The following is a 21,980-nucleotide window of genomic DNA, read 5'->3' on the forward strand; positions in this document are numbered from 1 at the left end:
TCGCCCGCCGACTCGGACGGATCAGGAAGGCGGAGGGGTCACACCCGCCGCCTTCGTCATCAGGGGCGGCTGCTTCTGCATCGCGGACAAGAGCGCGGCGGCCGCCAGCGCGACGGCGAGGCCGATGAGAAACTGCACGCTCTCGACGCCGATGTAGCCGTTTCGGTCCGAGCCGGTGATCGCGGTCGACGCCGCCAGCACGATGTCGAGCAGGGCAAGGCCGATCTCGGTGCCGGCGACGGTGGCAATCACCAGCCACGTTCCCGCGGCGACATGGTCGCGCGGGCCGATCGCGGCGAGCGCCAGCGTGAACAGGATCGGCGTCACCAGGCCGGACCCGAAGCCGACGATCGAGCGCGTGAGGGTGACGTAGAAGAGATCGTCGAGCCACGGATAGGTGATGTAGCTCGCGAGCCCGACGGTGGTGATGGCGAGGCCGATGAGCAGGCCGGCGCCCGCTGCCTTGCGCACCAGCATCAGGCCCGCGAGCGCCGTGCCGGCGATCTGGGCGAGGTTGCCGACGGCGGTGCGGTCGCCGAGGTCGATTGCCGACATCTTCGCGAGGTCGGCGAGCAGCAGCACCTCGAACTCCGCCGTCGTGGCGAACTGGAACAGGAACAGTACCAGTGTCGCCATCGCGAAGCTGCGCACGCGGAAGGGCGTCACCGAGATGGCGGGCGCCGGCGAGGTGAGCAGGCCGTGCAGGGCATAGCCGCCCGCCACCAGCGTGACCGCGAGGGCGACGAGGCACGCCGGGCCGAACCAGGATCGCAGGGTGCCGATCGTCGACCACAGCTCGAAGGCGATCAGCGCCATGACGATGAGGGCGATCTCGGTGCGGTCGGGCGCCGGCGCCGGCGTCGCCTCGCGCGGCGGGCGGCCGAGGCGACAGGCGACCATGGCGACGCTCGCGACGACGGCGAGGATCAGCGGCACGATCAGGGCGGCGCCCCAGCCGAGCGGGCCGATCAGCACGCCGGCGATCAGGCTGGCTGCGACGAACCCGGCCGGCTGGCCGGCGTTCCACAGGGACTGCAGGGTGTGCGTCGCCCGCGCGTTGCCCTCGGTGCCGCTGTTGAGCAAAATCTGCGTCACCGGCGCCAGCACCGCGACGGCGAAGCCTGCGGCGAGGCTGGCGAGCAGCAAAGCGGCGGTCGCCGCCGGGCCGGAGCGGACGCCGAGCGCCCCGGCAGCCATGCCGAGGGCGAGGATAACCACTGTCGCGACCGCCGAGGCGACGCCGATGCGGCCGGAGGTGAAGCGGTGCATCATCGCCGGCAGCAGGAAGACGGCGAGGAGGTTGCCCAGCACGACCGCCTCTAGGAGGATCGCCTGAACCTCGGCATTGAGCGTGAAGGCGGTGCCGATCGCCCCCTCGGCGACCAGCAGGCCGCCGAGGAGCGCGGTGCGCAGCGCCGGTCCGGTCACCACCAGCACCGACAGGGCGAGGCCGGGCGCGGCGTTGCCCGCGGGCGACGACGGGCCTGATGGGGAGAGGGAGGCGGCGGACGCCGCCGAGTCCGGCCGCGCCGGCGGGCTCGCCGACCTGGCCGGTCCGGTCATCGTGCCGTCCGCCGCGCGCGGGTCACTTCAGGTCGAGCACGATCTCGAACACCTCGTTCGATGCGACCGTCGCCCCGTTGTTCGGCTTCTCCGCGGCGATGCCGCCGAAGATCCAGCCGATGCGGGTCTTGCCCTTGCCCTTCTGCTTCTTGAGCTTCTTCAGGTCGACCATGCCATTGTCGGTCACAGGCACATCGGGATCGAGGAACACCGCCGCCTCGGCGCCGAAGCGGTACTTGTCGACGTCGGGCCCCTTCACGCGGGGGAACTGCGTCAGCAAGTACTGCTTGTACTTGCCGTTCGGCTTGCGGACGATCGCCGTCACGTCGTTGGTGAACGGGATCGAGGCGTCCTCTTTGAACTTGCCGGTCTTCTCGTTGTAGGTGACGTAGCTGATGCCGCCGAAGAACAGCGCGTGGCTCTCGCCACTGCTGGAATCGAAGATCGCGAGGTTGGCGGCGTTGTAGCCGTTCATCGCCTGCTTGAAGGTGCCGGACGCATCGGGGTCCGCCATCGTCGGGCGCCCCTTCGCGTCGATCTCCACCGGCACGGTGTAGACGCCGTTGGTCACGGTGAAGACGCCGGCATAGGCGGTGAGCGCCGGCTTCTCCTTTCCGCCGGAGGTGTCCATGAACGGCAGCATGTTGTAGTCGCGGCGGCGGTAGTCGGTGCGGTCGGGCTGCGAGGGGCTGCGCTTGACGTCGCGCACCTTCAGCACGTTGCCGTCGTCGACGACCTCGAAGCTGCGCACCTGGCCGGTGTAGACCTGCTTGACGCTGTCCGGGTCGCCGTAGCCGCCCTTGAAGTTCTGGCCGAAGGCGAGGATGAAGCGCCCGTCGATGACGGCCAGCTGACCGCCGGTGACGCGCAGGAGACTGTCGCGCACCTGGCGGATGATCTTCTCCAGCCCCTTGTTGGAATCGCGCTTCACCCAGTCGACGAGCTTCTTCACGTCGAAGGCCGTCATCACCGCCTGGGTGCGGAAATCCTCCACCTTCTTCGAATAGCCGTAGCCGCCGATGACGTAGAGCGTGTCGCCGACCTGCACGCTCTCGGTGGCGGTGGTCGACAGTTCGTCGATCTGGTTCTGGTTGAGCTGCGAATCGTCGAGGCGGCGCGACCACACCTTCCACTTCTGCGGGTCGATCACCCAGATCTTGCGGTTCTGGTCGCTCGGTGGGAAGTTCTTCAGCGGGTCGTTGGTGAAGTCGTGCAGGCCGTTGGTGCGGCCGCCGATCAGGATCCACAGGCCGTTGTGGGTCGCCGTGGCGAAGCTCTGCAGGGTCGGCAGCTTGCCGTCGGTGTTCACGCGCTCGAGCGTCACCGCATAGGGCAGGGCGCTCGTGTCGAGGGAGACGTTCGACACCGTCGGCGTCTGGTTGTCCGCGTACGCGGCGATCGGGGCGCCCACCAACGCAAGGGTGAGGCAGAGCGCCGTTCCGAGCCGGCTCCAGTGTCGCATGTCGATTCTCCCAATGGCTTCTTCCGGCCGCCCCCGCCGCCTCGATACGATGCGCCGCCGCGCGGCGGCAAGCCACCGTTGCACTCTGCAAGCGCAATCCTCCACTTGGACTTGGCCCTACCAGTTGCTCTAAGGTGAGCCCGATGGGCGCGGCCCGAGGCAGCCGTGGCCGACGCCGGGGGAGAACGCGAGAGCAATGCGGCGATCCGCAACGAACGACGAGCCGCCCGTCCGTCACTCCGGGCCCGACCGCCGTGCCGTGCTGGTCGCACTGGCCGGGGTCGCGAGCCTTCCCGCTTTCCCAGCGGTGGCAGCTCAGGACTGGTCAGTTGCCGTGCAGATCCTCGCCGGCACCGGGATGCGCGATCCGACGCTGCTCGAACTCGCACTCACGGCCCTCTCGCGGGATGCCGGCGCCGACGTTTTAGCGCGCCTGCACCGGGCGGTGCTCGCCCGCGACGCCGACGACATCGTCCGCCCGTTCGAGGACGCCGCGGTCGAGGCCGCCGCCCGCAGCCTCGTCGCGATGCTCTACACCGGCGAGATCGCCGACGCCGACGACGGTACCGTCACGGCGATCGGCTTCCACCAGGCGCTCGCCTGGGAGGTGCTGGCCTTCACCAAGGCGCCGAGCGTCTGCGGCCCCGGTTTCGGCTGGTGGGCCGACGCACCCGAGGGCGCGTGACGATGGCGCAGGGGGCGGGTGATCGGGTGGCGGGGGACATGGAAGCCGACGTCGTCATCGTCGGGGCCGGCATCGGCGGCGGGCACGCCGCCTTCCGGCTGGCCGGAGCGGGGGTGTCGGTGCTCGTCCTCGAGGCGGGCCCGCGGCTCACCCGCACTGAAGCGGTCGAGACCTTCGTGAAGAGCCTCGGCAAGGGCCCGAACGCCCCTTATACGCCGCCACCCTACGCGCCGTTCCCGACCGACGAGGACCCTAACGCCTTCTACGTGCAGGCGGGGCCGGACCAGTTTGTCGGCTCCTATGCGCGCCAACTCGGCGGCACCACCTGGCACTGGACCGGCTTCGGCGACCGCCTGCGCCCGGCCGACTTCCGGATGCGGACGGACTACGGCGTCGCCGAGGACTGGCCGATCGCCTACGAGGACCTCGTCCCCTACTACGAGGAAGTCGAGAAGATGTGGGGCGTCGCCGGCGACCCGTCCTACGACTGGGGCTCGCCGCGCACGACGCCCTATCCGCTGCCGCCGATCCCGCCGACCTACATGGACCGCCAGGTCGACACCGTGCTCGCGCGATTCGGCCTGTCCTCCCGGCCGTTCTCGCACGCCCGCAACTCGATCTTCTACGACGGGCGCCCGCCCTGCTGCGGCAACAACACCTGCGTGCCGATCTGCCCGATCCAGGCGAAGTACGACGGCTCGGTGCACGTCCTGAAGGCGGAGGCGCTCGGCGCCCGTGTCGAGGTACAGGCGCTCGCCACGCGCCTCCTGCTCGCCGCCGACCGGACGATCGCCGGCGTGCGAGTGCGCCGGCCGGACGGGTCGGAGTTCACGGCACGGGGCAAGTCCTACCTCGTCGCCTGCCACGCCATCGAGACGCCAAGGCTGCTGCTGCACTCGCGCGGCGAGGACGCGCCGGAGGGTGTGGCGAACTCGAGCGGCGCGGTCGGGCGCTATCTGCTCAGCCAGCTGAACCAGGACGTCTGGGGCCTGACGAAGGACCCGGTTTATCCCTACCGCGGGCCGCAGCAGACCTCCGGCATCATCGAGTGGCGCGACGGGCCCTTCCGCTCCGAGCGGGCGGCGGTCGGCTGCTCGTTCATGAACGACGGCTGGTCGGGCAACACGGACGCCGTCGACCGCGCCCGCGAGCTCGCCAAGGATGGCGTCCGCGGCCACGCGATGATCGGCACGCTGCGCCACGAGATCGCCCGCCACCTCAGGCTCAATTCGTCGGCCGAGACGCTGCCCGACGCCAACAATCGCGTCGAGCTCGCCTGGGACCAGCCGGACAGCGCCGGCATCCCGCGCCCGAAGATCACCTTCCGCGTCGACGACTACACGAAGGCCGGTATCGACCACGCCCGCGAGGCGACGCTGAAGATCTTCGAGGCGCTCGGCGCCACCGGCGTGAAGACGAACACGCCGTACCTGTCGAGCGCCATCATCTGTGGCACGACGCGGATGGGCAGCGATCCGAAGACCTCGGTGGTCGGGCCGGACCTGCGCACCCACGACCATCCGAACCTGTTCATCGTCGGCCCGAGCACGCACGTGACGGCGCCGGTGAACGCGCCGACCTTGACGGTCGGCGCCAACGCGCTGCGGGCGGCGGATCGGATCATGGCCGATCTCGGCGGGAAATGAGAGGTCGCGTGGCGAGAGGGACGATCGGCGTATGGGTGGCAGCGGCGGTGGTGGCCGCGGCCGCTGCACTCGGTTCGGTTGCGCTGCCGGAGCGCGGCGAGGCGTTGCCGGACGCGGCGATCCCCCTGTCGCCGACGATCCCCGCCGACGTCGATCCCGGCATCCGCGCCCGGTTGCTCGCCGAGGGCGACCTCGTGCTGGCGCATCGCCTGTTCGAGCGCCAGCAGTGGGCGGCGTTCATCGCGCTCAACTGGCCGGTGGACGGGGAGGGCAGGCCGCGACCCGCGATCGGCGACGCCGGCGCACCGCAGTGGTCGACCTGGATGGAGGTCTACCAGATCTTCAAGCCCGACGGGGCAGCCCCCGACGCCTGGAGCGCGAAGACCCGCTCGCTGCCGCTCGCCGACCGCGTGCAGGGCCCGGTGCTGGAGGACGGCGATGCGGCCGAGGCGCCGCCGATCGACAGCGGCGACGCGCGCATCCTCCACAACCTCTCCTCCACCCAGCGCCTCACGGTCGCCGACGAGGTCGACCAGGCCTTCTCGTTCGCCGTCTTCGACCAGAACGGCAATCCGGCGCACTACGAGATGCTGGTGAACGAGGTCGAGTACCGCTTCATCGTCGACAACGAGCTCTTCCACGCCGGCGGGCTCGCCGACTACGTGCGCCGCAACGGCAAGCTCACCTTCCCGGCCGGCCGCTACGAGGGCAACCGCCTCGGCGCCATCGAGCTGAAGCTCGCCTGGCGCATCCTCGATCCGGCCACCGATGATTTCTCCCGCTACCTGACGCAGCCCGCCTATGTGGCGGGAGGGGCGGCCGCCGGCGGCGCCGCCACCTGGGTACCGGTGACAGCCGGCCTCGTCGGCTTCCACATCGCCCAGAAGACCGAGACCTCGCCGCAGTGGATCTGGTCGACCTTCGAACACGTCGACAATGTCGCCGTCGATCGCCTGCAGCCGGTGAAGACGGCCGATGGGCGCTCGGTGCGCCTGCGTCCGAGCTTCAACGATCCCGACTGCGAGTGGTGCCCGGTGAACGTCGGTGCGCCGCTGGGCGCGGACGGCAAGCGCCGCACCCAGGTGACGCGCCTCACCCCGATCCCGAAAGAGACGCAGGCCCTCAATGCCCGGGTCCAGGCCTCGCTGGCGGATGCGGGCTCGGTGCTGCGCTTCTACGAGATGGTCGGCACGCAGTGGCCGACCGATCCAGCCGCCCCGCCGGAGAGCGGCGCTGCCTTCCCGGGCGCCGTCGCCAACATGGCGGGTGGCAAGCCGATGCCGGTCTATCTCGCCAACGCCGTGATGGAGACCTTCGGCCAGATTGGCAACGCCCCGGCCGACCGGCAGCAGCGGGCGACCTCGACGAGCGACCGGCTCGTCTTCGGCAACGGCAGCTGCATGGGCTGCCACTTTTCCTCGCCCTACGACTTCTCGTGGATCATGACGAAGGCGCAGCCCAGGCCGAACGCCGGTGGCGAGGCGTCGCAGTGAGCGGCGTCGCAGTGATCGGCGTGACCGTGAGCGGCGCGCGCGCGAGATCAGTCGGGCCGCGGCAGGTCCGCATAGTAGGCGGCGAGATCGGCGATGTCGGTGTCGGACAGGGCCTGCGCCACCGTGTACATCATGCCGGCCTGATCGCCGCGGCGTTCGCCGGAGCGGTAGAGCCGCAGCGCGTATTCGAGATAGAGCCGGTTCTGGCCGGCGAGGTTCGGATAGGTCGGCACCGGCGACAGGCCGAGCGGGCCATGGCAGGAGGCGCAGATCGCCGATTTCGCCAGACCCGCGGCGGCATCGCCGGCGTGAGCGGGCGCGGCGAGGCCGAAAGCCGCGAGCCCGAGGGCGGCGCAGGCGGAGAGGAGCGTCGGGAGCGCGCCGGCCCGGTCGGGCATGCGGGTCGCACGGGTCCGGTTCGTCGGGCTCATCGGCGGTCTGCTCCCCTGTCGCCGGCCGATGGCGACGGTCTCGACACGTCCGCCTCGCCTTTCCAGATTGTTTAGCCGTTCCAGGCTGCCGCGCAAACCGCCGACAGGCGAAGCAACACGGGGAAGACGTCCATGTCAGTGAGGAAGACGTTCGCTGCCGCCGCCATTGCCGCGGCGCTTGCCCTGATGGCGCCGTCGTCCCAGGCCGCGGACGACGATCTCATTTACTTCCTGACCCCGGAAAGCGAGCGCCTGTTCGAAACGGCGAGCGAAACGGGCGACTTCTACCCGCTGATCGCCCGCTTCGTGTCGGAGACGCGGCAGACCTTCTGCGGCATCGCCTCCTCGGTGATGGTGCTGAACGCGCTCGAGATCACGCCGCCAGTGGCGCCGCAGTGGTATCCGAGCGCCTATTGGGACGAGAGCAACGTCTTCACGCTGCCGGTTCTGGAGAAGGTGGCGTCGGTCCAGCAGGTCGAGGGGGGCGGCATCACGCTCGACCAGCTCGAGGTGCTGCTGGAGACCAACGGCGCCACGGTCGACCGCGTGTTCGCCGGGGACACCGACCTCGACGCCTTCCGCAAGGCGGCGATTGCCGCCCTTGAAGACCCCAACGCCTATCTCGTCGTCAACGTCAGCCGGGCCGTGCTGGGCCAGGGCGGCGTCGACGGCGGCGGCCACATCTCGCCGGTCGCCGCCTACAACGCCGAACAGGACCGCTTCCTGTTCCTCGACGTCGCCCGCTACAAGTACCTGCCGAGCTGGATCACCGCCGAGCGCCTCTATGCGGCGATGAACACCATCGACACGACGTCGAAGAAGACGCGCGGCTACGTGGTGGTGCGGAAGTAGGGCGGGGGCGGCTTCGCGCCGCCCGCGGCCTCAGACCATGTCGGAGCCGACGACCACGACCCGCGTCTCCAGCGGCGTGCGGGCGTAAAGGTCCATGACGTCCTGGTTGATCATGCGGATGCAGCCGGAGGAGACGCTCTGGCCGATCGACCACGGCTCCGTCGTACCGTGGATGCGGTAGAGCGTGTCGACGTCGCCCTGCCAGAGATAGAGCGCGCGAACGCCGAGCGGGTTGTTCTGGCCGCCGGCCATGCCGATGCCGCTCTGCAGCTCGGTCAGCTGCGGCAGCAGGTCCGGGCGCCGCTCGATCATCTCCTTCGGCGGATACCAGTCCGGCCACTCGCGCTTGAACTTGATCACCGCCTCGCCCGACCAGGCGAACCCCTGCTTGCCGACCCCGACGCCGTAGCGGATCGCCATGCCGTTGTCCTGCACGAGGTAGAGGTAGTGCGCCTGCGGATCGACGACGATCGTGCCGGCGGGCTCGCCGGTCGTGTTCGGCACCACGGTCCGCATGAATTCCGGCTTGAGGTGGCTGTTCTTGATCGCCGGCACCGGGAAGGGCTCGGTGTCGATGGCGGCGTACATCAGGTTCGGGGGCGGTAGCTGCAGGGCGCTGTAGAGCGGCGGCGGCGGGCCATCCGTCGGAGCGTAGCTCGCGACGACGACCGGCGTCTGCTGCTGGGCCGTGGTGGTGGTGCAGGCCGACAGGCCGAGACCGGCCGCCGCACTGGCGGTGATGGTGAGAAAGGCACGACGGTTGATGTCCGGCATCTCGACGCCTCGAAAACGGCAGCCGTGCCGACCGGGCCGGCTGATTCGTTTTCGATCCTAGGCGAGCGCGCCCGCCGCTCCTATGGCATCGAAGCCACGGCCCGCCGCATTCTCGGCCTAGACTGGCATCGAGACGGGTCGCGCGACGTGGACGATGGCGCCGGCATTCGGCAAAGTGCGTTCGGGCGCGGGGGTCGAGATTCGGAATGACGGCCACGACGGCCGCGAGGACGAGGTTCTGACGATGCGCTTTGGGTCGACACGGCGACGGGCTCTGTGGGGGAGCGCTGCACTTCGGCGGCTTGCCGCGGCGATGATGATGGGCGCGGGGCTCGCGGGCGCGACGCCGGCGATGGCCGCAATGCCGTGCGAGACCGGCGACTTCAACAAGTGGCTGGCCGATTTCGGCCGCGAGGCGACGAGCCTCGGCGTCGGTCCGCAGGCGGTGTCCGCCCTCAACGGCATCACCTATGACAAGAAGGTGATCGGCCTCGATCGCAATCAGAAGCACTTCAAGGTGAGCTTCGAGGAGTTCATCAAGAACCGCGTCTCCGGCGGCCGCATCACCAAGGGCCGGCAGATGCTGAAGAAGCATGCCCAGCTGCTTGCCCGCATCGAGAAGGACTTCGGTGTGCCGCCGCAGATCATCGTGGCGATCTGGGGCATGGAAACGGACTACGGCGTCGTGCTCGGCAAGATGCCGGCAATCCGCTCGCTGGCGACGCTTGCCTACGACTGCCGCCGCACCGATTTCTTCCAGCAGCAGCTGTTCGATGCGCTGCGGGTGATCGATCGCGGCGACATCACGCCGGCGGAGATGCGCGGCGCCTGGGCGGGCGAGATCGGCCAGACGCAGTTCATGGCGACCTCCTACTATCGCTATGCCCTCGACTATGACGGCGACGGCCGGCGCGACCTCGTCAAGTCGGTGCCGGATGTGCTCGGCTCCACCGCCAACTTCCTCAAGGGGCACGGCTGGATCCGCGGCGCCGGCTATCACCCCGACGAGCCGAACTACGCGGCGCTGCAGGGCTGGAACAAGGCGAACATCTACTCGCGCGCCCTCGGCTACTTCGCCGACAAGCTGATCGAGGGAAGCTGAGCGCGACGCCGCCGGCTGGGGCCGGCGGCGCTGACGCGGCGGCCGGTCGGCGGCGGCACTGAAGGGCGTCGATCTTGCTCGAACATCTGTTCTCGGACGTCGAGGCGTTCGTGCGGGCGGACGGTGCGGTCGCCGTCGCCCTCGTGCTGTTCTTCGAGTGCCTCGGCGCGCCACTGCCGGGCGAATCGATGCTGATCTTCTCCGGCTTCATGGCGGCGCGCGGCGAGATCTCGATGTGGGCGCTCTTGCCGGCCGCCTGGCTCGGCTCCACCGCCGGCGGCGCCGTCGGCTACCTGATCGGCCGGCTCGCCGGACGGACCGCGATCCTGCGGTGGGGCGCCCGCGTCGGCCTGACGCCCGAGCGCTGGGGCCGCGTCGAGGCGACGTTCTCGAAGTACGGCCCGGCGGCGGTGGTTTTCGCCCGCTTCTTCAACATCCTGCGGCAGCTGAACGGCGTCGTCGCCGGCGCCGCGGGCTTGCCGTGGTGGTCGTTCATGGCGGCGAACGCCGTCGGCGCGGCGATGTGGACGACCTTCTGGGCCGGCGGCACCTACCTGTTCGGAGGCGCCATCGCCGGCCACATCGGCAGCCTAGAGAAGGCCGGCGAGGCGATGCTGCACACCCCGGCCGCCTGGGTGGCGCTGGCGGTGCTGCTGGCGGCGACGGCCGCCGCCTTCGTGCTCTGGCGCCGCCGCGCGGCGGCCGGCGCCTGAGGGCGGGGAAGCCTCACATGTTCGGGTAGTTCGGGCCTCCGGCACCTTCCGGCACCTGCCAGTCGATATTCTGGTTCGGATCCTTGATGTCGCACGTCTTGCAGTGCACGCAGTTCTGCGCGTTGATCACGAAGGTCGGCCCCGCCGGCCCCTCCACCCACTCATAGACGGCGGCCGGGCAGTAGCGGGCGGACGGCCCGCCATAGACGTCGTGTTCCGACGTCTTCTGCAGCGCCATGTCCTTCACCTTGAGGTGCACCGGCTGGTCCTCCTCGTGGTTGGTGTTCGACAGGAACACCGAGGACAGGCGGTCGAAGGTCAGCACGCCGTCGGGCTTGGCGTAAGCGATTTTCTTCGATTGTGCGGCCGGCTCGAGCGACGCGTAGTCCGGCTTGCCGTGGCCCATCGTGCCGAAGGGCGAGAAGCCGAACAGGCTCTGGCACCACATGTCGATGCCGCCGAGGGGCACGCCGATCCAGGTGCCGAGCTTCGACCACAGCGGCTTGACGTTGCGCACCGGCCAGAGGTCGCGGCCGATCTCCGAGCCGCGCCAGGACTTCTCGTAGGTCTCCAGCGTGTCGTGGGCGCGGCCCTCGCCGATCGCAGCCACCAGGTGCTCGGCGGCGAGCATGCCGGAGAGGATGGCGTTGTGGCTGCCCTTGATGCGCGGCACGTTGACGAAGCCGGCCGCGCAGCCGACGAGGCAACCGCCGGGGAAGGCGAGCTTCGGCACCGACTGGTAGCCGCCCTCGGTGATGGCACGGGCGCCGTAGGAGAGGCGCTTGCCGCCCTCGAAGACGTCGCGGATCGCCGGATGGGTCTTGAAGCGCTGGAACTCGTCGAACGGCGACAGCCAGGGGTTCTTGTAGTTGAGGTGGACGACGTAGCCGACGACGATCTGGTTGTCCTCGAGGTGATAGAGGAACGAGCCGCCGCCGGTCTTGCTGTCGAGCGGCCAGCCGAAGGTGTGCTGCACGAGGCCTGGCCGGTGCTTCGCCGGATCGACGCGCCAGAGCTCCTTGAGGCCGATACCGTACTTGCCGGGCTCGCGGCCGTTCGAAAGGCCGTAGCGGGCGATGGCGCGCTTCGTCAGCGAGCCGCGGGCGCCCTCGGCGAGCACCGTGTACTTCGCCATCAGCGCCATGCCGCGGGTGAAGGCGTCCTTCGGCTCGCCGTCGCGCGCAACGCCCATGTCGCCGGTGGCGACGCCGATCACCGTGCCGGCCTCGTCGGTGAGGAGCTCGGCGGCGGCGAAGCCCGGATAGATCTCGACGCCGAGCGCTTCCGCCTTGCCGGCGAGCCAGCGGCAGACGTTGCCGAGCGACACGACGTAGTTGCCGTGGTTGCCCATCAGCTTCGGCATCAGGAAGTTCGGCAGGCAGATCGAGCCGGCCGGGCCGAGCAGCAGGAAGCGGTCCTCGGTCACCGGCGTCTTGATCGGCGTGTCCTCGCTCCGCCACTCCGGCAGCAGCTTGTCGAGGCCGGACGGGTCGATGACGGCGCCCGACAGGATGTGGGCGCCAACCTCGGAGCCCTTCTCCAGCACGACGACGGAGAGGTCCGGCGAGAGCTGCTTCAGGCGGATGGCGGTGGCGAGGCCGGCCGGGCCGGCGCCGACGATGACGACGTCGACGTCCATGCTCTCGCGCTCGGGCAGCTCCGTCTCGTCCATGAACGTCTCCTCGCCCCGCCGACCTTCGACCGTTTCCAACGTCGTTCTAAGGGGATGAGGGGATCGCTGCAATCGAACGGCACTGCCGTTCGGGGTGACGATCCTGCGGTGCAGCGCCGCTCCCGGTGCTTCGATTGCGCCAAGGCCGACAGCGTGCGCCGCGGCGATCGGGCGGCTATGGTGCCGACGCGGCTGACACCGGCCGCCCCACCGGAAGCCCGATGTCCGACCCGCGCGCCCTGATCGCCCTGCTCGAATGGTATGACGCCGTCGGCGTCGACGCCGTCGTGCTCGAGCAGGCGATCGACCGGCTGGCCGCGCCGCCGCCCGCGCCCGTCGGCGAGGCGCCGCCACGGTGGCAGGACGGCGGGGAGGGGGGGCCGTCGCAGGGTCCGCCGGGACGGCTCGACAGAGCCGTGCAACCGGCGCCCGCCGTCACCGTGACGCTGCCGGACGAAGGGGCGATCGAGGCCGCGCGCGCCGACGCCGCGGCCGCCGAGAGCCTCGAAGCCTTGCGCGAGGTGATGCTGCGCTTCGAGGGCTGCAACCTCAAGAAGACCGCCACCCAGCTCGTCTTCGCCGATGGCAATCCGGCCGCCCGGATCATGCTGATCGGCGAGGCGCCGGGGCGGGAGGAGGATCTCGACGGCCGCCCCTTCGTCGGCCGTTCCGGCAAGCTGCTCGACCGCATGCTGGCGGCGATCGGCCTCGATCGGTCCAGTGTCTACATCGTCAACGTCGTACCGTGGCGGCCGCCGGGAAACCGCACGCCGAGCGCCCAGGAGACGGAGATCTGCCGGCCCTTCCTCACCCGCCAGATCGAGCTCGTCGACCCGGCGGTGCTGGTCTCGCTCGGCGGGCCGGCGGCGAAGGCGCTGACCGGTACGTCCGACGGCATCCTGAAGCTGCGCGGCAAGTGGCTGAGCTACCGCGTCGGCGAGCGCGACGTGCCGTGCCTCGCCACCCTGCATCCGGCCTATCTCCTGCGCCAGCCGCTGCAGAAGCGGCTCGCCTGGCGCGATTTCCTGAGTCTCCGGCGCAAGCTCGACGAGATCGGCTGCTGAGCAATCGGACAACCTGTCCGAGCGCTGAGATGCCGCGCGGCCGAGCGCCGCCTTTCATTTGTCTTGATCCTGTCGGCGCGCGATGAAACGATTGCGGCCCGAGTGAGGCGATCGCTCGGCGGCCGCCGCCGTGTCACCGGGGCGGCGGGGGAACGAACGGAGCCGCGTCGCATGGACTTCGATCCCGTCATCCTGGCGCGCATCCAGTTCGCCTTCACCGTCTCGTTCCACATCATTTTTCCGTCCTTCACGATCGGCCTCGCGGCCTGGATCACGACGCTGGAAGGGATGTGGCTCTATACGAAGAACGACCGCTACCACCTGCTCGCCCGCTTCTGGACGAAGGTGTTCGCGGTGTCGTTCGCGATGGGCGTCGTCTCCGGCATCGTGCTGTCCTACCAGTTCGGCACCAACTGGAGCCGCTACTCCGAGGTCGTCGGCAACGTCGTCGGGCCGCTGATCGGCTACGAGGTGCTGACCGCCTTCTTCCTGGAGGCGACCTTCCTCGGGCTGATGCTGTTCGGCTGGAACCGGGTGCCGCCGTGGCTGCACTTCGTCGCCTGCCTGGCGGTGGCGGTCGGCACGACGATGTCGGCCTTCTGGATCCTCTCGGCGAACAGCTGGATGCAGTTCCCCGCCGGCCACGAGGTCCGCGACGGCATCGCCTATCCGGTCGACTGGTTGCAGATCATCTTCAACCCGACGTTCCCGACCCGCTTCGCCCATATGCTGACGGCGGCCTACATCACCACCGCCTTCGTGGTGTTCGCCACCGGAGCGCGCTGGTGGCTCGCCGGCAAGGCCGTCGACCAGGCCGAGACGGCCGTGCGCATGAGCCTCGGGCTGCTCATCGTGCTGGTGCCGCTGCAGGGCTTCTTCGGCGACGCGAGCGGCCTCAACACGCTCGAGCACCAGCCGGTGAAGGTGGCGGCCATGGAGGCGCACTGGGGCGGCGAGGGCGAGGACTCCGGTCCGATGCCGTGGGTGCTGTTCGCCTGGCCGAACGAGGCCGAGGAGCGCAACGACTACCAGATCACCATTCCCTATGTCGGCAGCCTGATCCTCACCCACACCCTCGATGGCACCATCAAGGGCCTGAAGGCCTTTCCGGAGGACGAGCGGCCGCCCGTGGTGATCCCGTTCTTCGCCTTCCGCGTGATGATCGGCCTCTGGGGTGTGATGCTGCTCACCGTCGTCTACGGTGCCGTCCAGTGGCGGCGCGGGCGCCTGTTCTCGGAGGGCCGCTACCTGCGCTTCGTCGCGATGACGTGGCCGATCGGCTTCGTGGCGGTGCTGGCGGGCTGGTTCACCACCGAGGTCGGCCGCCAGCCGTGGGTCGCCACCGGCATCCTGCGCACCGTCGACGCGATCTCGCCGGTCGTCGGCGGGGCGGTGTTCACGACGCTCGTGCTGTTCGTCATCGTCTACGGCATCGTCTTCTCGGCCGGCATCTACTACATCAACCGGCTGCTCGCGAAGGGTCCACAGACCGCCCGCGGCCACGAGGACGAGGCCGCCACCGCGATGCGGCCGCTCTCGGCCGCCCATGATGCCGGCCGCAAGGCCATCCAGGCAGGGGAGTAGGCGGCATGGACGTCGATGGCAGCCTCTGGTTCGACTACTACCTGCCGCTGATCTGGGCGCTTTTGATCGGCACCGCGATCGTCCTCTACGTGGTGCTCGACGGCTTCGACCTCGGCGTCGGCATCCTGTTCCCGTGGACGCGCCACGAGGCCGACCGCGACCAGATGATGAACTCGGTCGCCCCCTTCTGGGACGGCAACGAGACGTGGCTGGTGCTCGGTGGCGGCGGACTGTGGGTCGCCTTCCCGAAGGCCTATGCGGTGATCATGCCGGCGGTCTACCTGCCGGTGATCTTCATGCTGCTCGCGCTCGTCTTCCGCGGCGTCGCCTTCGAGTTCCGCTTCGTCTCCAAGCCCAACCACCACTGGTGGGACATCGCTTTTGCCGCCGGCTCGACGGTCGCCGCGTTCTTCCAGGGCGTCATCCTGGGCGCCGTCGTCTACGGCGTGACGGTGGCGAACGGCCAGTTCGCCGGCGGTCCGTTCGACTGGCTGCACCCGTTCGCCTTGATGTGCGGGTTTGGCCTCGTCGCCGGCTACGGCCTGCTCGGCGCCGGCTGGCTGATGATGCGGATCGAGGGACCGCTCTACGGCAAGGCGCGCCAGTGGGCGGTGCCGCTGCTCGGTGCCCTCATCGTCTTCATCGTCGCCGTATCGATCTGGACGCCGCTCGCCATCCCCGGCATCGCCGACCGCTGGTTCACCACGCCGGAGATCTACTGGCTCTGGCCGGTGCCGCTGCTGACAGCTCTGTTCGCCTGGACGGCCATCCGCGGCGTCGACGCCGGCCGCGGCCTGCAGACCTTCGCCTCCTCTGTTGCGCTGTTCCTCTTGTGCTTCGCGGGCCTCGCGATCTCGGTGTTCCCCTATCTGGTGCCGCCGACGATCACCATCTGGGAGGCCGCCGCCGCGCCCGAGAGCCAGCTCTTCCTGCTCCTCGGCGCCGCCCCGCTGGTGCCGATCATCCTGATGTACACGGGCTTCGTGTACTGGACCTTCCGCGGCAAGCTGAAGCCGGGCGAGGGATACCATTGAGGGGGGGCGGCGCTCTCTGCGCCGTCATCCCGGACGCGAAGCAACGCGGAGCGATCCGGGACCCAGCGGAAGACTGGTTGCGCGGAACGCGCGACACTTGAGCCGCGCCTCCGGCGCGGATTCGGACGCTGGGTCCCGGCTCGGCACTCGGCTGCGCCTCGCTTGGCCGGGATGACGCGGTCGGCGGAATCGGGCCCGACTCCGCTCAGCCGCCCGGTGCACCCACCGCCGCATGGATCGCCCGGCAGTGGCGCACCAGGCACTCGCGCTCCATGACGAACCGCTTCAGCGGCGTCTCGATCGGCGAGAACAGGATGTTGGCGATGAAGCCGTAGAGCGCCGCGTCGACGCTCGTCGGCCGCGGCCCGAACACATATCCCCCCTCTGGCACGAGGTTCGCCAGTACGCGCAGGTCCGCGAGCCCCCGCGCGTAGGCCGCCTCCGGAGCGAAGCGGCCGATGCCCTGGAAGTGGTAGCGCTGGGCGTTGTAGGCGCGGGCCTTCTCCATCCCGTCCGCCGTCAGTTGCGGATGTTCGCCCATCATCAGGTCGCGGAAGGCCGGCCAGAACGCCTCGTCCTTCCAGCGCGAGTACGACATCACCCAGTAGAGGTCGTCGAGGGTGCGGGCGACCATCACGGCGGTGTCGCGCTGCGCCGGCGTCAGGGCCGCGTCGAGGTCGACCTCATGCTGCCTCGCCACGTGGGCGATGATGGTGTCGCTGTCGCCGACCACCTCGCCGTCGTCGACGATGTAGGGGAGCTGACCGCGTGGCGCCTGCGACGCATCGAAGATGTGCTCGTGCGCGAACGGCACGCCGGCGAGGCGAAGGTAGGCGAACACCTTCAGCCCGTAGCCGTTGTTGTCCGCCGCGCCGCAGAGCGGCGGATAGGAATAGAGCGTGATCATCGAGTCCCCCGGCGGCGCGGCCGCGAGGGAACCTTGTGCCGCCGCCGGGCGCTGAGCAAGCGGCGCGGCGGCCGCGCGTCTTGTACCCGGGCCCCGCCGCTCCAATATCCCTGTGCCGGGTCGGGCCTGCACGCCCGCCCGCAACGACGGAGTTCTTCATGCTCGACCGCCTTCGCGGCCTTCTTCCCGGCAAGCTCGGCGTCAGCAAACCCGTCGTTCCCGTCGTCCGCATCTCCGGCCCGATCGGCCTGGTGACGCCGCTCCGCCCGGGCGTGACGCTGTCGACGCTCGCCGGCCCGCTCGAGCGCGCCTTCGCCGTCAAGGGCGCGCCGGCTGTCGCGATCGTCATCAATTCGCCCGGCGGCTCGCCGGTGCAGTCGCATTTGATCTTCCGCCGCATCAGGGCGCTCGCCGAGGAGAAGGGCCGCAAGGTCCTCTGCTTCGTCGAGGACGTCGCCGCCTCCGGCGGATACATGATCGCCTGCGCCGCCGACGAGATCGTCGCCGACCCGTCTTCGGTGGTCGGATCGATCGGCGTGGTCAGCCAGGGCTTCGGCTTCGTCGAGGCGATCCACAAGCTCGGCATCGAGCGGCGCGTCCACACCGCCGGCGGCCGCAAGGCGATCCTCGACCCGTTCCGCCCGGAGAAGCCGGAGGACGTCGAGCACCTGCTCTCGCTGCAGCAGGAGGTGCACGACACCTTCGCCGACCTCGTGCGCGAACGCCGCGGCGCGCTGCTCGCCGACGACCCGCAGCTGTTTTCGGGCCTGTTTTGGACCGGCAAGGCCGGCATCGGGCTCGGCCTCGTCGACACCATCGGCGATCTGCGCGGCGTGCTGCGCGACCGCTACGGGCCGGACGTCAAGCTGAGGCTGATCGCCACCGAGCGGTCCTGGCCCTGGAAGCGCGGCGGCGGTGTCGGTATCTTCGGCTCCGGGGCGACCTCGCTCGCCGACGACGCCGTGTCGGCGCTCGAGGCGCGCGCGCTGTGGAACCGCTACGGCCTCTGACGGTTTGAGTTGCTTCGGCAGGAGAGCAGCATGCCCCACTTCATCGTCATCGGCGTCGCGGCGGCTGCCGCCTATGCCGGCTGGAAATTCCTCAAGCGCGAGATGAACCGCGTCGACGCGCGCCTCTCCGAGGTGCGCCAGGCCGGCGCGCCGCAGCCCGCGCGCGTCGAGCGCGGCCAGCGCCTCGAGCGCGACCCGTCGACGGGCGTCTACCGTCCGAGCGACGAGATCCGCGGCTGACGGCCCACGCCCACCGGCGGGTGCGCTTGGCCGTCAGGCCCGCCCGCTTCTCGCATCCTCGCGGATCATCTCCGCCGCCTTCTCGGCGATCATCGTCACCGGGGCGTTGGTGTTGCCGGACGTGATCGTCGGCATCACCGAGGCGTCGACGACACGCAGGCCCGCGAGGCCTCGCACCTTCAGCCGGACGTCCACGACGGCGCGCTCGTCGCTTCCCATCTTCGCCGTTCCGACCGGGTGGAAGATCGTCGTGGCGATGCGTCCGGCGGCCTCCGCCAGCGCCTCGTCGCCGTCGACCTCCGGTCCCGGCTTCAGCTCCTTCGGCGTATAGGGCTGCATGGCGTTCGCCGCCATCAGGCGGCGGGCGTGGCGGATCGCATCGGCGGCGACGCGGCGGTCGGCTTCGGTGTCGAGATAGTTCGGGTCGATCGCCGGCGGCGCCTTCGGGTCGGGAGAGGCGGCGTGGACGCCGCCACGGCTCTCGGGCCGGAGGTTGCACACCGACAGCGTGATCGCCGGGTAGGCGTGTAGCGGCTCGCCGAAGGCATCGAGCGACAGCGGCTGCACGTGATACTGGATGTTCGCCGTCGCATAGGCCGGATCGGAGCGGGCGAAGATGCCGAGCTGGCTCGGTGCCATCGTCATCGGGCCGGTGCGCAGGAGCGCATACTCGGCCGCGATCCGCCCCTTGCCGTAGAAGCTCGCCGACAGCGTGTTGAGCGTCAGGGCGTTGGCGATGCCGAAGACGGTGCGGATCTGCAGGTGGTCCTGCAGGTTCTCGCCGACGCCCGGCGACGCGTACCGCGCCTCGATGCCGACGCGGCCAAGCCGCTCGGGATCGCCGATGCCGGAGAGCTCGAGGATGTGCGGCGAGCCGACCGCGCCCGCCGATAGCAACACCTCGCCCTCGACACGGACCGTGCTCGGCCGGCCGTCGACGTCGAGCGACAGACCGGTGACGCGGCGCCCGTCGAGCTCCAGCCGCCGAACGATCGCGCCGGTGACGACGCGCAGGTTGCCGCGCTTCAGCGCCGGTCGCAGGAAGGCCTTCGCCGCATTCCAGCGCACGCCGCGCTTCTGCGTCACCTGGAAGTAGGACGAGCCCTCGTTGTCGCCGCGGTTGAAGTCGGCGACCTTCGCAATGCCGATCTCGGCGGCGGCGTCGCGCACGGCCTCCAGGATCGGCCACTTCACCCGCGGCATCTCGATGCGCAGCGGCCCGCCGCCGCCGTGCATGCCCGGCTCCGGCGCGAAGTGGTCCTCGGACTTGAGGAAATAGGGCATGACGTCGTCCCAGCCCCAGCCGGTGTTGCCGAGCTGGCGCCAGTGGTCGTAGTCGGTCGCCTGGCCGCGCATGTAGATCATGCCGTTGATCGACGAGGAGCCGCCGAGCACGCGGCCGCGCGGATAGTTCAGCGCGCGTCCGGCGAGCCCCGGCTGGGCCGTCGTCTTGAATCCCCAGTCGGCCCGCGGATTGCCCATGCAGTAGAGGTAGCCGACGGGGATGTGGAACCAGATCCAGTCGTCCTTGCCGCCCGCCTCGAGCAGCAGGACGCGGGTGCGGCCGTCCTCCGTCAGACGGTTTGCCAGCACGCAGCCGGCGGTGCCGGCGCCGACGACGACGTAATCCCAGCTGCCGAGGTCTTCGATCTGTCCAAGCGCCATTGACGTCGCCGTCCGCACCATCGCGCGGCCGCCCCCTGGCGGCTGCGAGAGGGGGAGGTGGTAGCATCCTCCGCCCGCTCGTCGCTACGGGCGCGATGCACGGCGACGGCGGGCCGGTCGCCTCAGACCTTCTCGCGCGCGCCGGCGTTGCGCTTGCGGGTCGCAGCCGCCTTCTTCGCGGCGGCCGAGCGATCAGCCGGCGACCGAGCCGCGGCGGCCCGCTTCGCGGACGCCGATCGTGCCGCCGAGGACCGCTCGGCGGACGCCTCGCCGCCGCGCTTGCCGCCCTTCTTGGCCGAAGCGTTGGTATCGGGCTTGCCGCGTCCAGAGCCGCTCTTGTTGCCGCCGCCACTGTCCTTGTTGACCGTGGCCCACGCGCGCGCCTCCGCCTCGTCCTTCGGGACGCCGCGCTCCTCGTAGCTCTCTTCGATGTGCGCGGCCTTGCGCTTCTGCTTGTCGGTATAGGCCGACTTGTCGCCTCGGGGCATCGTGCTCTCCGCATCGGAAGGACCCCCGCAGAAAATCCCAAAGGGGGCGCGGAAGTTCCCACCTCCGGCAGCCGCGTCCGGTAAATCCCACCGCAGAAACGCGAAACCCCGCCGCACCGGGGTGCGACGGGGCTTCGTCAAACGTGATCGCTTCTGGTTACCGTTACATCCAGTAGGGCGGCACGCCGTAGTAGCTGGAGATGCGGCGGTCGCTCTCGCGATCGGTCCAGTCGTACTCGTCCTCGCGGGAGTACTTCGGGGCGCCCTTCACCTGCTGCTCGGTGATGTCGACCTGATAGCCGTCGAGGGCCTCGTTGTACTCGAGCTTCGCCCACGGCAGCGGGTAGTAGTCGGCGCCGATGCCGAGGAAGCCACCGAAGCTCATCACCGCGTAGGCGACCTTGCCGCTGCGCTTGTCGAGCATGACGCGCTCGATCGAGCCGATGTGGGAGCCGTCGAGGCCGTAGACGGCGGTACCCTCGACCTTGTCGCTGCCGATCAGCGATACGGTTTCCTGGGTGTTCAGCGCCTCATGGGCGGCGGTGTCACGCATCCTGGTGTCTCCTGTCGTGTTGTGTTCTGGGGCGGGACGCGCGTCAGCGCATCGCCGTCTGCGACTGGGCGTCGAGCGAGCCGACGATCATCTCGGCCTGCGGGCGCGGCTGCGGCAGCGGCACACCGGAAAGGCTCGCACTCTCGATCGGCTTCGCGCGGGGCACCGGCACGGTGTCCGTGCGCGGCTCATCGAGGTCCGCCGTCCGCGGGGCCGGCTCCGGCAGCGGGGCCGAGCGCATGGCGACGGTGAGGTTCTCCTCGGGAGTGTTGATGATGACCGTATCCGTCGGATCATCGATCGAGATCAGCCGGACCTCGGAGGCGAGGCGGTCCTGGATCTTCACCGGCGCCGGGTCGGCGACGGAGGACGCGGACGAGATCGTCACGAACGTCGCGGTCACGGTGGCGAGCCCAAGCGCGGCGGCGACCAGGGCCGTGGTGGCTTTGCTAGCGTATGCCATGATTGCTCTCCTCGTGTCGGAATAGGTTGGGAACCGTCCGCGGGCGTCGCTCAGTCGGCGAGCGTCGCCCGGAGCATCCACACCACCTTCTCGTGGTAGGCGAGCCGGCCGGTCATCAGGTCGTGGGTGACGAAGTCCTCGGCCTCTTCCGCCATCGCGGCGACCTTGCGCATGGAGCGGCACAGGGCCTCGTGATCGGCGACGAGCGCCTCGATCATGTGCTGCGAGGTGGCGCCGTCGGGGGTGAGGCCGCGGGTACCGTCGCTGAAGAGCTTGGCCGAGAGCGAGGCCGGATAGCCCAGGGCGCGGATGCGCTCGGCGATCTCGTCGCAAGCCTCGAAGATCTTCTCGTAGTGGTCTTCCGTCATCTTGTGGAGCGGATGAAACAGCGGCCCCACTTCGTTCCAGTGATAGAGGTGAGACTTCAGCACCAGGATATAGGAGCCGGTCAGAACCTCAGAAAGGCGGGACGCGATCTCTTTTCGCTTCTCCTTGCGGATGCCAGTCCCGACATCGTCGATCGAGGTCTTGACGTCGAGTACGGTAGCGGCATCGGCCATCTTGCTTCCCCTGTCTCGG

The 21,980-nt window shown here is 69.7% G+C and carries 22 protein-coding genes; 11 read left to right on the forward strand and 11 right to left on the reverse strand.

The window, feature by feature from the left end:
* Positions 1-21: 21 nt before the first annotated feature.
* Positions 22-1,563: an MFS transporter gene (locus RUR49_RS24395; protein ID WP_409149065.1), complete on the reverse strand. Its 1,542-nt coding sequence runs from the start codon at positions 1,561-1,563 to the stop codon at positions 22-24.
* 22 nt (positions 1,564-1,585) lie between these two features.
* Positions 1,586-3,025: a hypothetical protein gene (locus RUR49_RS24400; protein WP_409149066.1), complete on the reverse strand. Its 1,440-nt coding sequence runs from the start codon at positions 3,023-3,025 to the stop codon at positions 1,586-1,588.
* Positions 3,026-3,221: 196 nt separating this feature from the next.
* Here RUR49_RS24400 and RUR49_RS24405 point away from each other — a divergent pair, with 196 nt between their 5' ends.
* Genes RUR49_RS24405 through RUR49_RS24415 form a run of 3 tightly spaced genes read left to right on the forward strand, consistent with a single transcriptional unit; the run spans position 3,222 to position 6,849 of the window.
* The gene (locus RUR49_RS24405; protein WP_409149067.1) at positions 3,222-3,710 is read left to right on the forward strand and encodes a hypothetical protein; all 489 of its coding nucleotides are present in this window, start codon (positions 3,222-3,224) and stop codon (positions 3,708-3,710) included.
* A 2-nt stretch (positions 3,711-3,712) separates the two neighbouring features.
* Positions 3,713-5,356, forward strand: a complete 1,644-nt coding sequence (locus RUR49_RS24410; RefSeq protein WP_409149334.1) for a GMC oxidoreductase — start codon at positions 3,713-3,715, stop codon at positions 5,354-5,356.
* A gap of 8 nt (positions 5,357-5,364) precedes the next feature.
* The gene (locus RUR49_RS24415) at positions 5,365-6,849 is read left to right on the forward strand and encodes a hypothetical protein (RefSeq protein WP_409149068.1); all 1,485 of its coding nucleotides are present in this window, start codon (positions 5,365-5,367) and stop codon (positions 6,847-6,849) included.
* Between the two features lie 47 nt (positions 6,850-6,896).
* Here the strand turns inward: RUR49_RS24415 and RUR49_RS24420 are convergent, their stop codons facing one another.
* Positions 6,897-7,280 (reverse strand): c-type cytochrome, encoded by a 384-nt coding sequence (locus tag RUR49_RS24420; protein WP_409149069.1) that lies wholly within the window; start codon positions 7,278-7,280, stop codon positions 6,897-6,899.
* Positions 7,281-7,412: 132 nt separating this feature from the next.
* Between RUR49_RS24420 and RUR49_RS24425 the strand changes: the two genes are divergently transcribed.
* Entirely contained in the window at positions 7,413-8,132 is a 720-nt protein-coding gene (locus RUR49_RS24425) for a phytochelatin synthase family protein (RefSeq protein ID WP_409149070.1), read from the forward strand.
* A gap of 30 nt (positions 8,133-8,162) precedes the next feature.
* Here the strand turns inward: RUR49_RS24425 and RUR49_RS24430 are convergent, their stop codons facing one another.
* Positions 8,163-8,906 (reverse strand): L,D-transpeptidase, encoded by a 744-nt coding sequence (locus tag RUR49_RS24430; protein WP_409149071.1) that lies wholly within the window; start codon positions 8,904-8,906, stop codon positions 8,163-8,165.
* 352 nt (positions 8,907-9,258) lie between these two features.
* Here RUR49_RS24430 and RUR49_RS24435 point away from each other — a divergent pair, with 352 nt between their 5' ends.
* Positions 9,259-10,008, forward strand: a complete 750-nt coding sequence (locus RUR49_RS24435; RefSeq protein ID WP_409149072.1) for a lytic transglycosylase domain-containing protein — start codon at positions 9,259-9,261, stop codon at positions 10,006-10,008.
* Between the two features lie 74 nt (positions 10,009-10,082).
* Positions 10,083-10,721, forward strand: coding sequence for a DedA family protein (locus tag RUR49_RS24440; RefSeq protein WP_409149073.1), 639 nt, complete (start codon positions 10,083-10,085; stop codon positions 10,719-10,721).
* A 13-nt stretch (positions 10,722-10,734) separates the two neighbouring features.
* On the opposite strand, the gene RUR49_RS24445 is transcribed toward RUR49_RS24440, so the two are convergent.
* Positions 10,735-12,393 carry an electron transfer flavoprotein-ubiquinone oxidoreductase gene (locus RUR49_RS24445; RefSeq protein ID WP_409149074.1) on the reverse strand — a complete coding sequence of 553 codons (1,659 nt, stop codon included), beginning with the start codon at positions 12,391-12,393 and terminating at the stop codon, positions 10,735-10,737.
* Positions 12,394-12,614: 221 nt separating this feature from the next.
* On the opposite strand from RUR49_RS24445, the gene RUR49_RS24450 reads away from it, so the two are divergent.
* The 3 genes from RUR49_RS24450 (at position 12,615) to cydB (ending at position 16,075) form a co-directional block, all read left to right on the forward strand.
* Positions 12,615-13,457: a uracil-DNA glycosylase gene (locus RUR49_RS24450; protein WP_409149076.1), complete on the forward strand. Its 843-nt coding sequence runs from the start codon at positions 12,615-12,617 to the stop codon at positions 13,455-13,457.
* 171 nt (positions 13,458-13,628) lie between these two features.
* Positions 13,629-15,041: a cytochrome ubiquinol oxidase subunit I gene (locus RUR49_RS24455; RefSeq protein ID WP_409149078.1), complete on the forward strand. Its 1,413-nt coding sequence runs from the start codon at positions 13,629-13,631 to the stop codon at positions 15,039-15,041.
* 5 nt (positions 15,042-15,046) lie between these two features.
* On the forward strand, positions 15,047-16,075 hold the full coding sequence (cydB, locus tag RUR49_RS24460; protein ID WP_409149080.1) for a cytochrome d ubiquinol oxidase subunit II: 1,029 nt from the start codon (positions 15,047-15,049) through the stop codon (positions 16,073-16,075).
* A 205-nt stretch (positions 16,076-16,280) separates the two neighbouring features.
* Here cydB and RUR49_RS24465 read toward each other — a convergent pair whose 3' ends face one another.
* Positions 16,281-16,982 carry a glutathione S-transferase family protein gene (locus RUR49_RS24465; protein ID WP_409149082.1) on the reverse strand — a complete coding sequence of 234 codons (702 nt, stop codon included), beginning with the start codon at positions 16,980-16,982 and terminating at the stop codon, positions 16,281-16,283.
* 158 nt (positions 16,983-17,140) lie between these two features.
* On the opposite strand from RUR49_RS24465, the gene RUR49_RS24470 reads away from it, so the two are divergent.
* Together RUR49_RS24470 and RUR49_RS24475 are read left to right on the forward strand one after the other, a co-directional pair.
* Entirely contained in the window at positions 17,141-17,992 is an 852-nt protein-coding gene (locus RUR49_RS24470) for a S49 family peptidase (RefSeq protein ID WP_409149084.1), read from the forward strand.
* 30 nt (positions 17,993-18,022) lie between these two features.
* Positions 18,023-18,232, forward strand: coding sequence for a hypothetical protein (locus RUR49_RS24475; RefSeq protein WP_409149086.1), 210 nt, complete (start codon positions 18,023-18,025; stop codon positions 18,230-18,232).
* A gap of 33 nt (positions 18,233-18,265) precedes the next feature.
* Here the strand turns inward: RUR49_RS24475 and RUR49_RS24480 are convergent, their stop codons facing one another.
* From RUR49_RS24480 to RUR49_RS24500, 5 genes are all read right to left on the reverse strand, one after another.
* A complete protein-coding gene (locus RUR49_RS24480) occupies positions 18,266-19,897 on the reverse strand; it encodes a GMC family oxidoreductase (protein ID WP_409149088.1) in 1,632 nt (543 codons plus the stop codon).
* A gap of 122 nt (positions 19,898-20,019) precedes the next feature.
* Positions 20,020-20,385: a plasmid stabilization protein gene (locus tag RUR49_RS24485; protein ID WP_409149090.1), complete on the reverse strand. Its 366-nt coding sequence runs from the start codon at positions 20,383-20,385 to the stop codon at positions 20,020-20,022.
* 163 nt (positions 20,386-20,548) lie between these two features.
* The gene (locus tag RUR49_RS24490) at positions 20,549-20,938 is read right to left on the reverse strand and encodes a PRC-barrel domain-containing protein (RefSeq protein ID WP_409149092.1); all 390 of its coding nucleotides are present in this window, start codon (positions 20,936-20,938) and stop codon (positions 20,549-20,551) included.
* Positions 20,939-20,981: 43 nt separating this feature from the next.
* Complete coding sequence (locus RUR49_RS24495) at positions 20,982-21,401, reverse strand: hypothetical protein (protein ID WP_409149094.1); 420 nt, start codon at positions 21,399-21,401, stop codon at positions 20,982-20,984.
* A 50-nt stretch (positions 21,402-21,451) separates the two neighbouring features.
* Positions 21,452-21,961 (reverse strand): Dps family protein, encoded by a 510-nt coding sequence (locus tag RUR49_RS24500; RefSeq protein WP_409149096.1) that lies wholly within the window; start codon positions 21,959-21,961, stop codon positions 21,452-21,454.
* Positions 21,962-21,980 lie beyond the last annotated feature (19 nt).

This window comes from Pseudoxanthobacter sp. M-2, assembly GCF_046156265.1.
Taxonomy (GTDB): domain Bacteria; phylum Pseudomonadota; class Alphaproteobacteria; order Rhizobiales; family Segnochrobactraceae; genus CAMDHY01.

What these genes read in the sequence shown, in the direction of transcription:
- RUR49_RS24465 (WP_409149082.1), bottom strand. Translation starts at nt 16,982, where the DNA reads ATGATCACGCTCTATTCCTATCCGCCGCTCTGCGGCGCGGCGGACAAC.
- RUR49_RS24490 (WP_409149092.1), bottom strand. Translation starts at nt 20,938, where the DNA reads ATGCGTGACACCGCCGCCCATGAGGCGCTGAACACCCAGGAAACCGTA.
- RUR49_RS24400 (WP_409149066.1), bottom strand. Translation starts at nt 3,025, where the DNA reads ATGCGACACTGGAGCCGGCTCGGAACGGCGCTCTGCCTCACCCTTGCG.
- RUR49_RS24480 (WP_409149088.1), bottom strand. Translation starts at nt 19,897, where the DNA reads ATGGCGCTTGGACAGATCGAAGACCTCGGCAGCTGGGATTACGTCGTC.
- RUR49_RS24455 (WP_409149078.1), top strand. Translation starts at nt 13,629, where the DNA reads ATGGACTTCGATCCCGTCATCCTGGCGCGCATCCAGTTCGCCTTCACC.
- RUR49_RS24475 (WP_409149086.1), top strand. Translation starts at nt 18,023, where the DNA reads ATGCCCCACTTCATCGTCATCGGCGTCGCGGCGGCTGCCGCCTATGCC.
- cydB (WP_409149080.1), top strand. Translation starts at nt 15,047, where the DNA reads ATGGACGTCGATGGCAGCCTCTGGTTCGACTACTACCTGCCGCTGATC.
- RUR49_RS24445 (WP_409149074.1), bottom strand. Translation starts at nt 12,393, where the DNA reads ATGGACGAGACGGAGCTGCCCGAGCGCGAGAGCATGGACGTCGACGTC.
- RUR49_RS24425 (WP_409149070.1), top strand. Translation starts at nt 7,413, where the DNA reads ATGTCAGTGAGGAAGACGTTCGCTGCCGCCGCCATTGCCGCGGCGCTT.
- RUR49_RS24485 (WP_409149090.1), bottom strand. Translation starts at nt 20,385, where the DNA reads ATGCCCCGAGGCGACAAGTCGGCCTATACCGACAAGCAGAAGCGCAAG.
- RUR49_RS24470 (WP_409149084.1), top strand. Translation starts at nt 17,141, where the DNA reads ATGCTCGACCGCCTTCGCGGCCTTCTTCCCGGCAAGCTCGGCGTCAGC.
- RUR49_RS24435 (WP_409149072.1), top strand. Translation starts at nt 9,259, where the DNA reads ATGGCCGCAATGCCGTGCGAGACCGGCGACTTCAACAAGTGGCTGGCC.
- RUR49_RS24405 (WP_409149067.1), top strand. Translation starts at nt 3,222, where the DNA reads ATGCGGCGATCCGCAACGAACGACGAGCCGCCCGTCCGTCACTCCGGG.
- RUR49_RS24495 (WP_409149094.1), bottom strand. Translation starts at nt 21,401, where the DNA reads ATGGCATACGCTAGCAAAGCCACCACGGCCCTGGTCGCCGCCGCGCTT.
- RUR49_RS24500 (WP_409149096.1), bottom strand. Translation starts at nt 21,961, where the DNA reads ATGGCCGATGCCGCTACCGTACTCGACGTCAAGACCTCGATCGACGAT.
- RUR49_RS24420 (WP_409149069.1), bottom strand. Translation starts at nt 7,280, where the DNA reads ATGAGCCCGACGAACCGGACCCGTGCGACCCGCATGCCCGACCGGGCC.
- RUR49_RS24410 (WP_409149334.1), top strand. Translation starts at nt 3,713, where the DNA reads ATGGCGCAGGGGGCGGGTGATCGGGTGGCGGGGGACATGGAAGCCGAC.
- RUR49_RS24430 (WP_409149071.1), bottom strand. Translation starts at nt 8,906, where the DNA reads ATGCCGGACATCAACCGTCGTGCCTTTCTCACCATCACCGCCAGTGCG.
- RUR49_RS24450 (WP_409149076.1), top strand. Translation starts at nt 12,615, where the DNA reads ATGTCCGACCCGCGCGCCCTGATCGCCCTGCTCGAATGGTATGACGCC.
- RUR49_RS24395 (WP_409149065.1), bottom strand. Translation starts at nt 1,563, where the DNA reads ATGACCGGACCGGCCAGGTCGGCGAGCCCGCCGGCGCGGCCGGACTCG.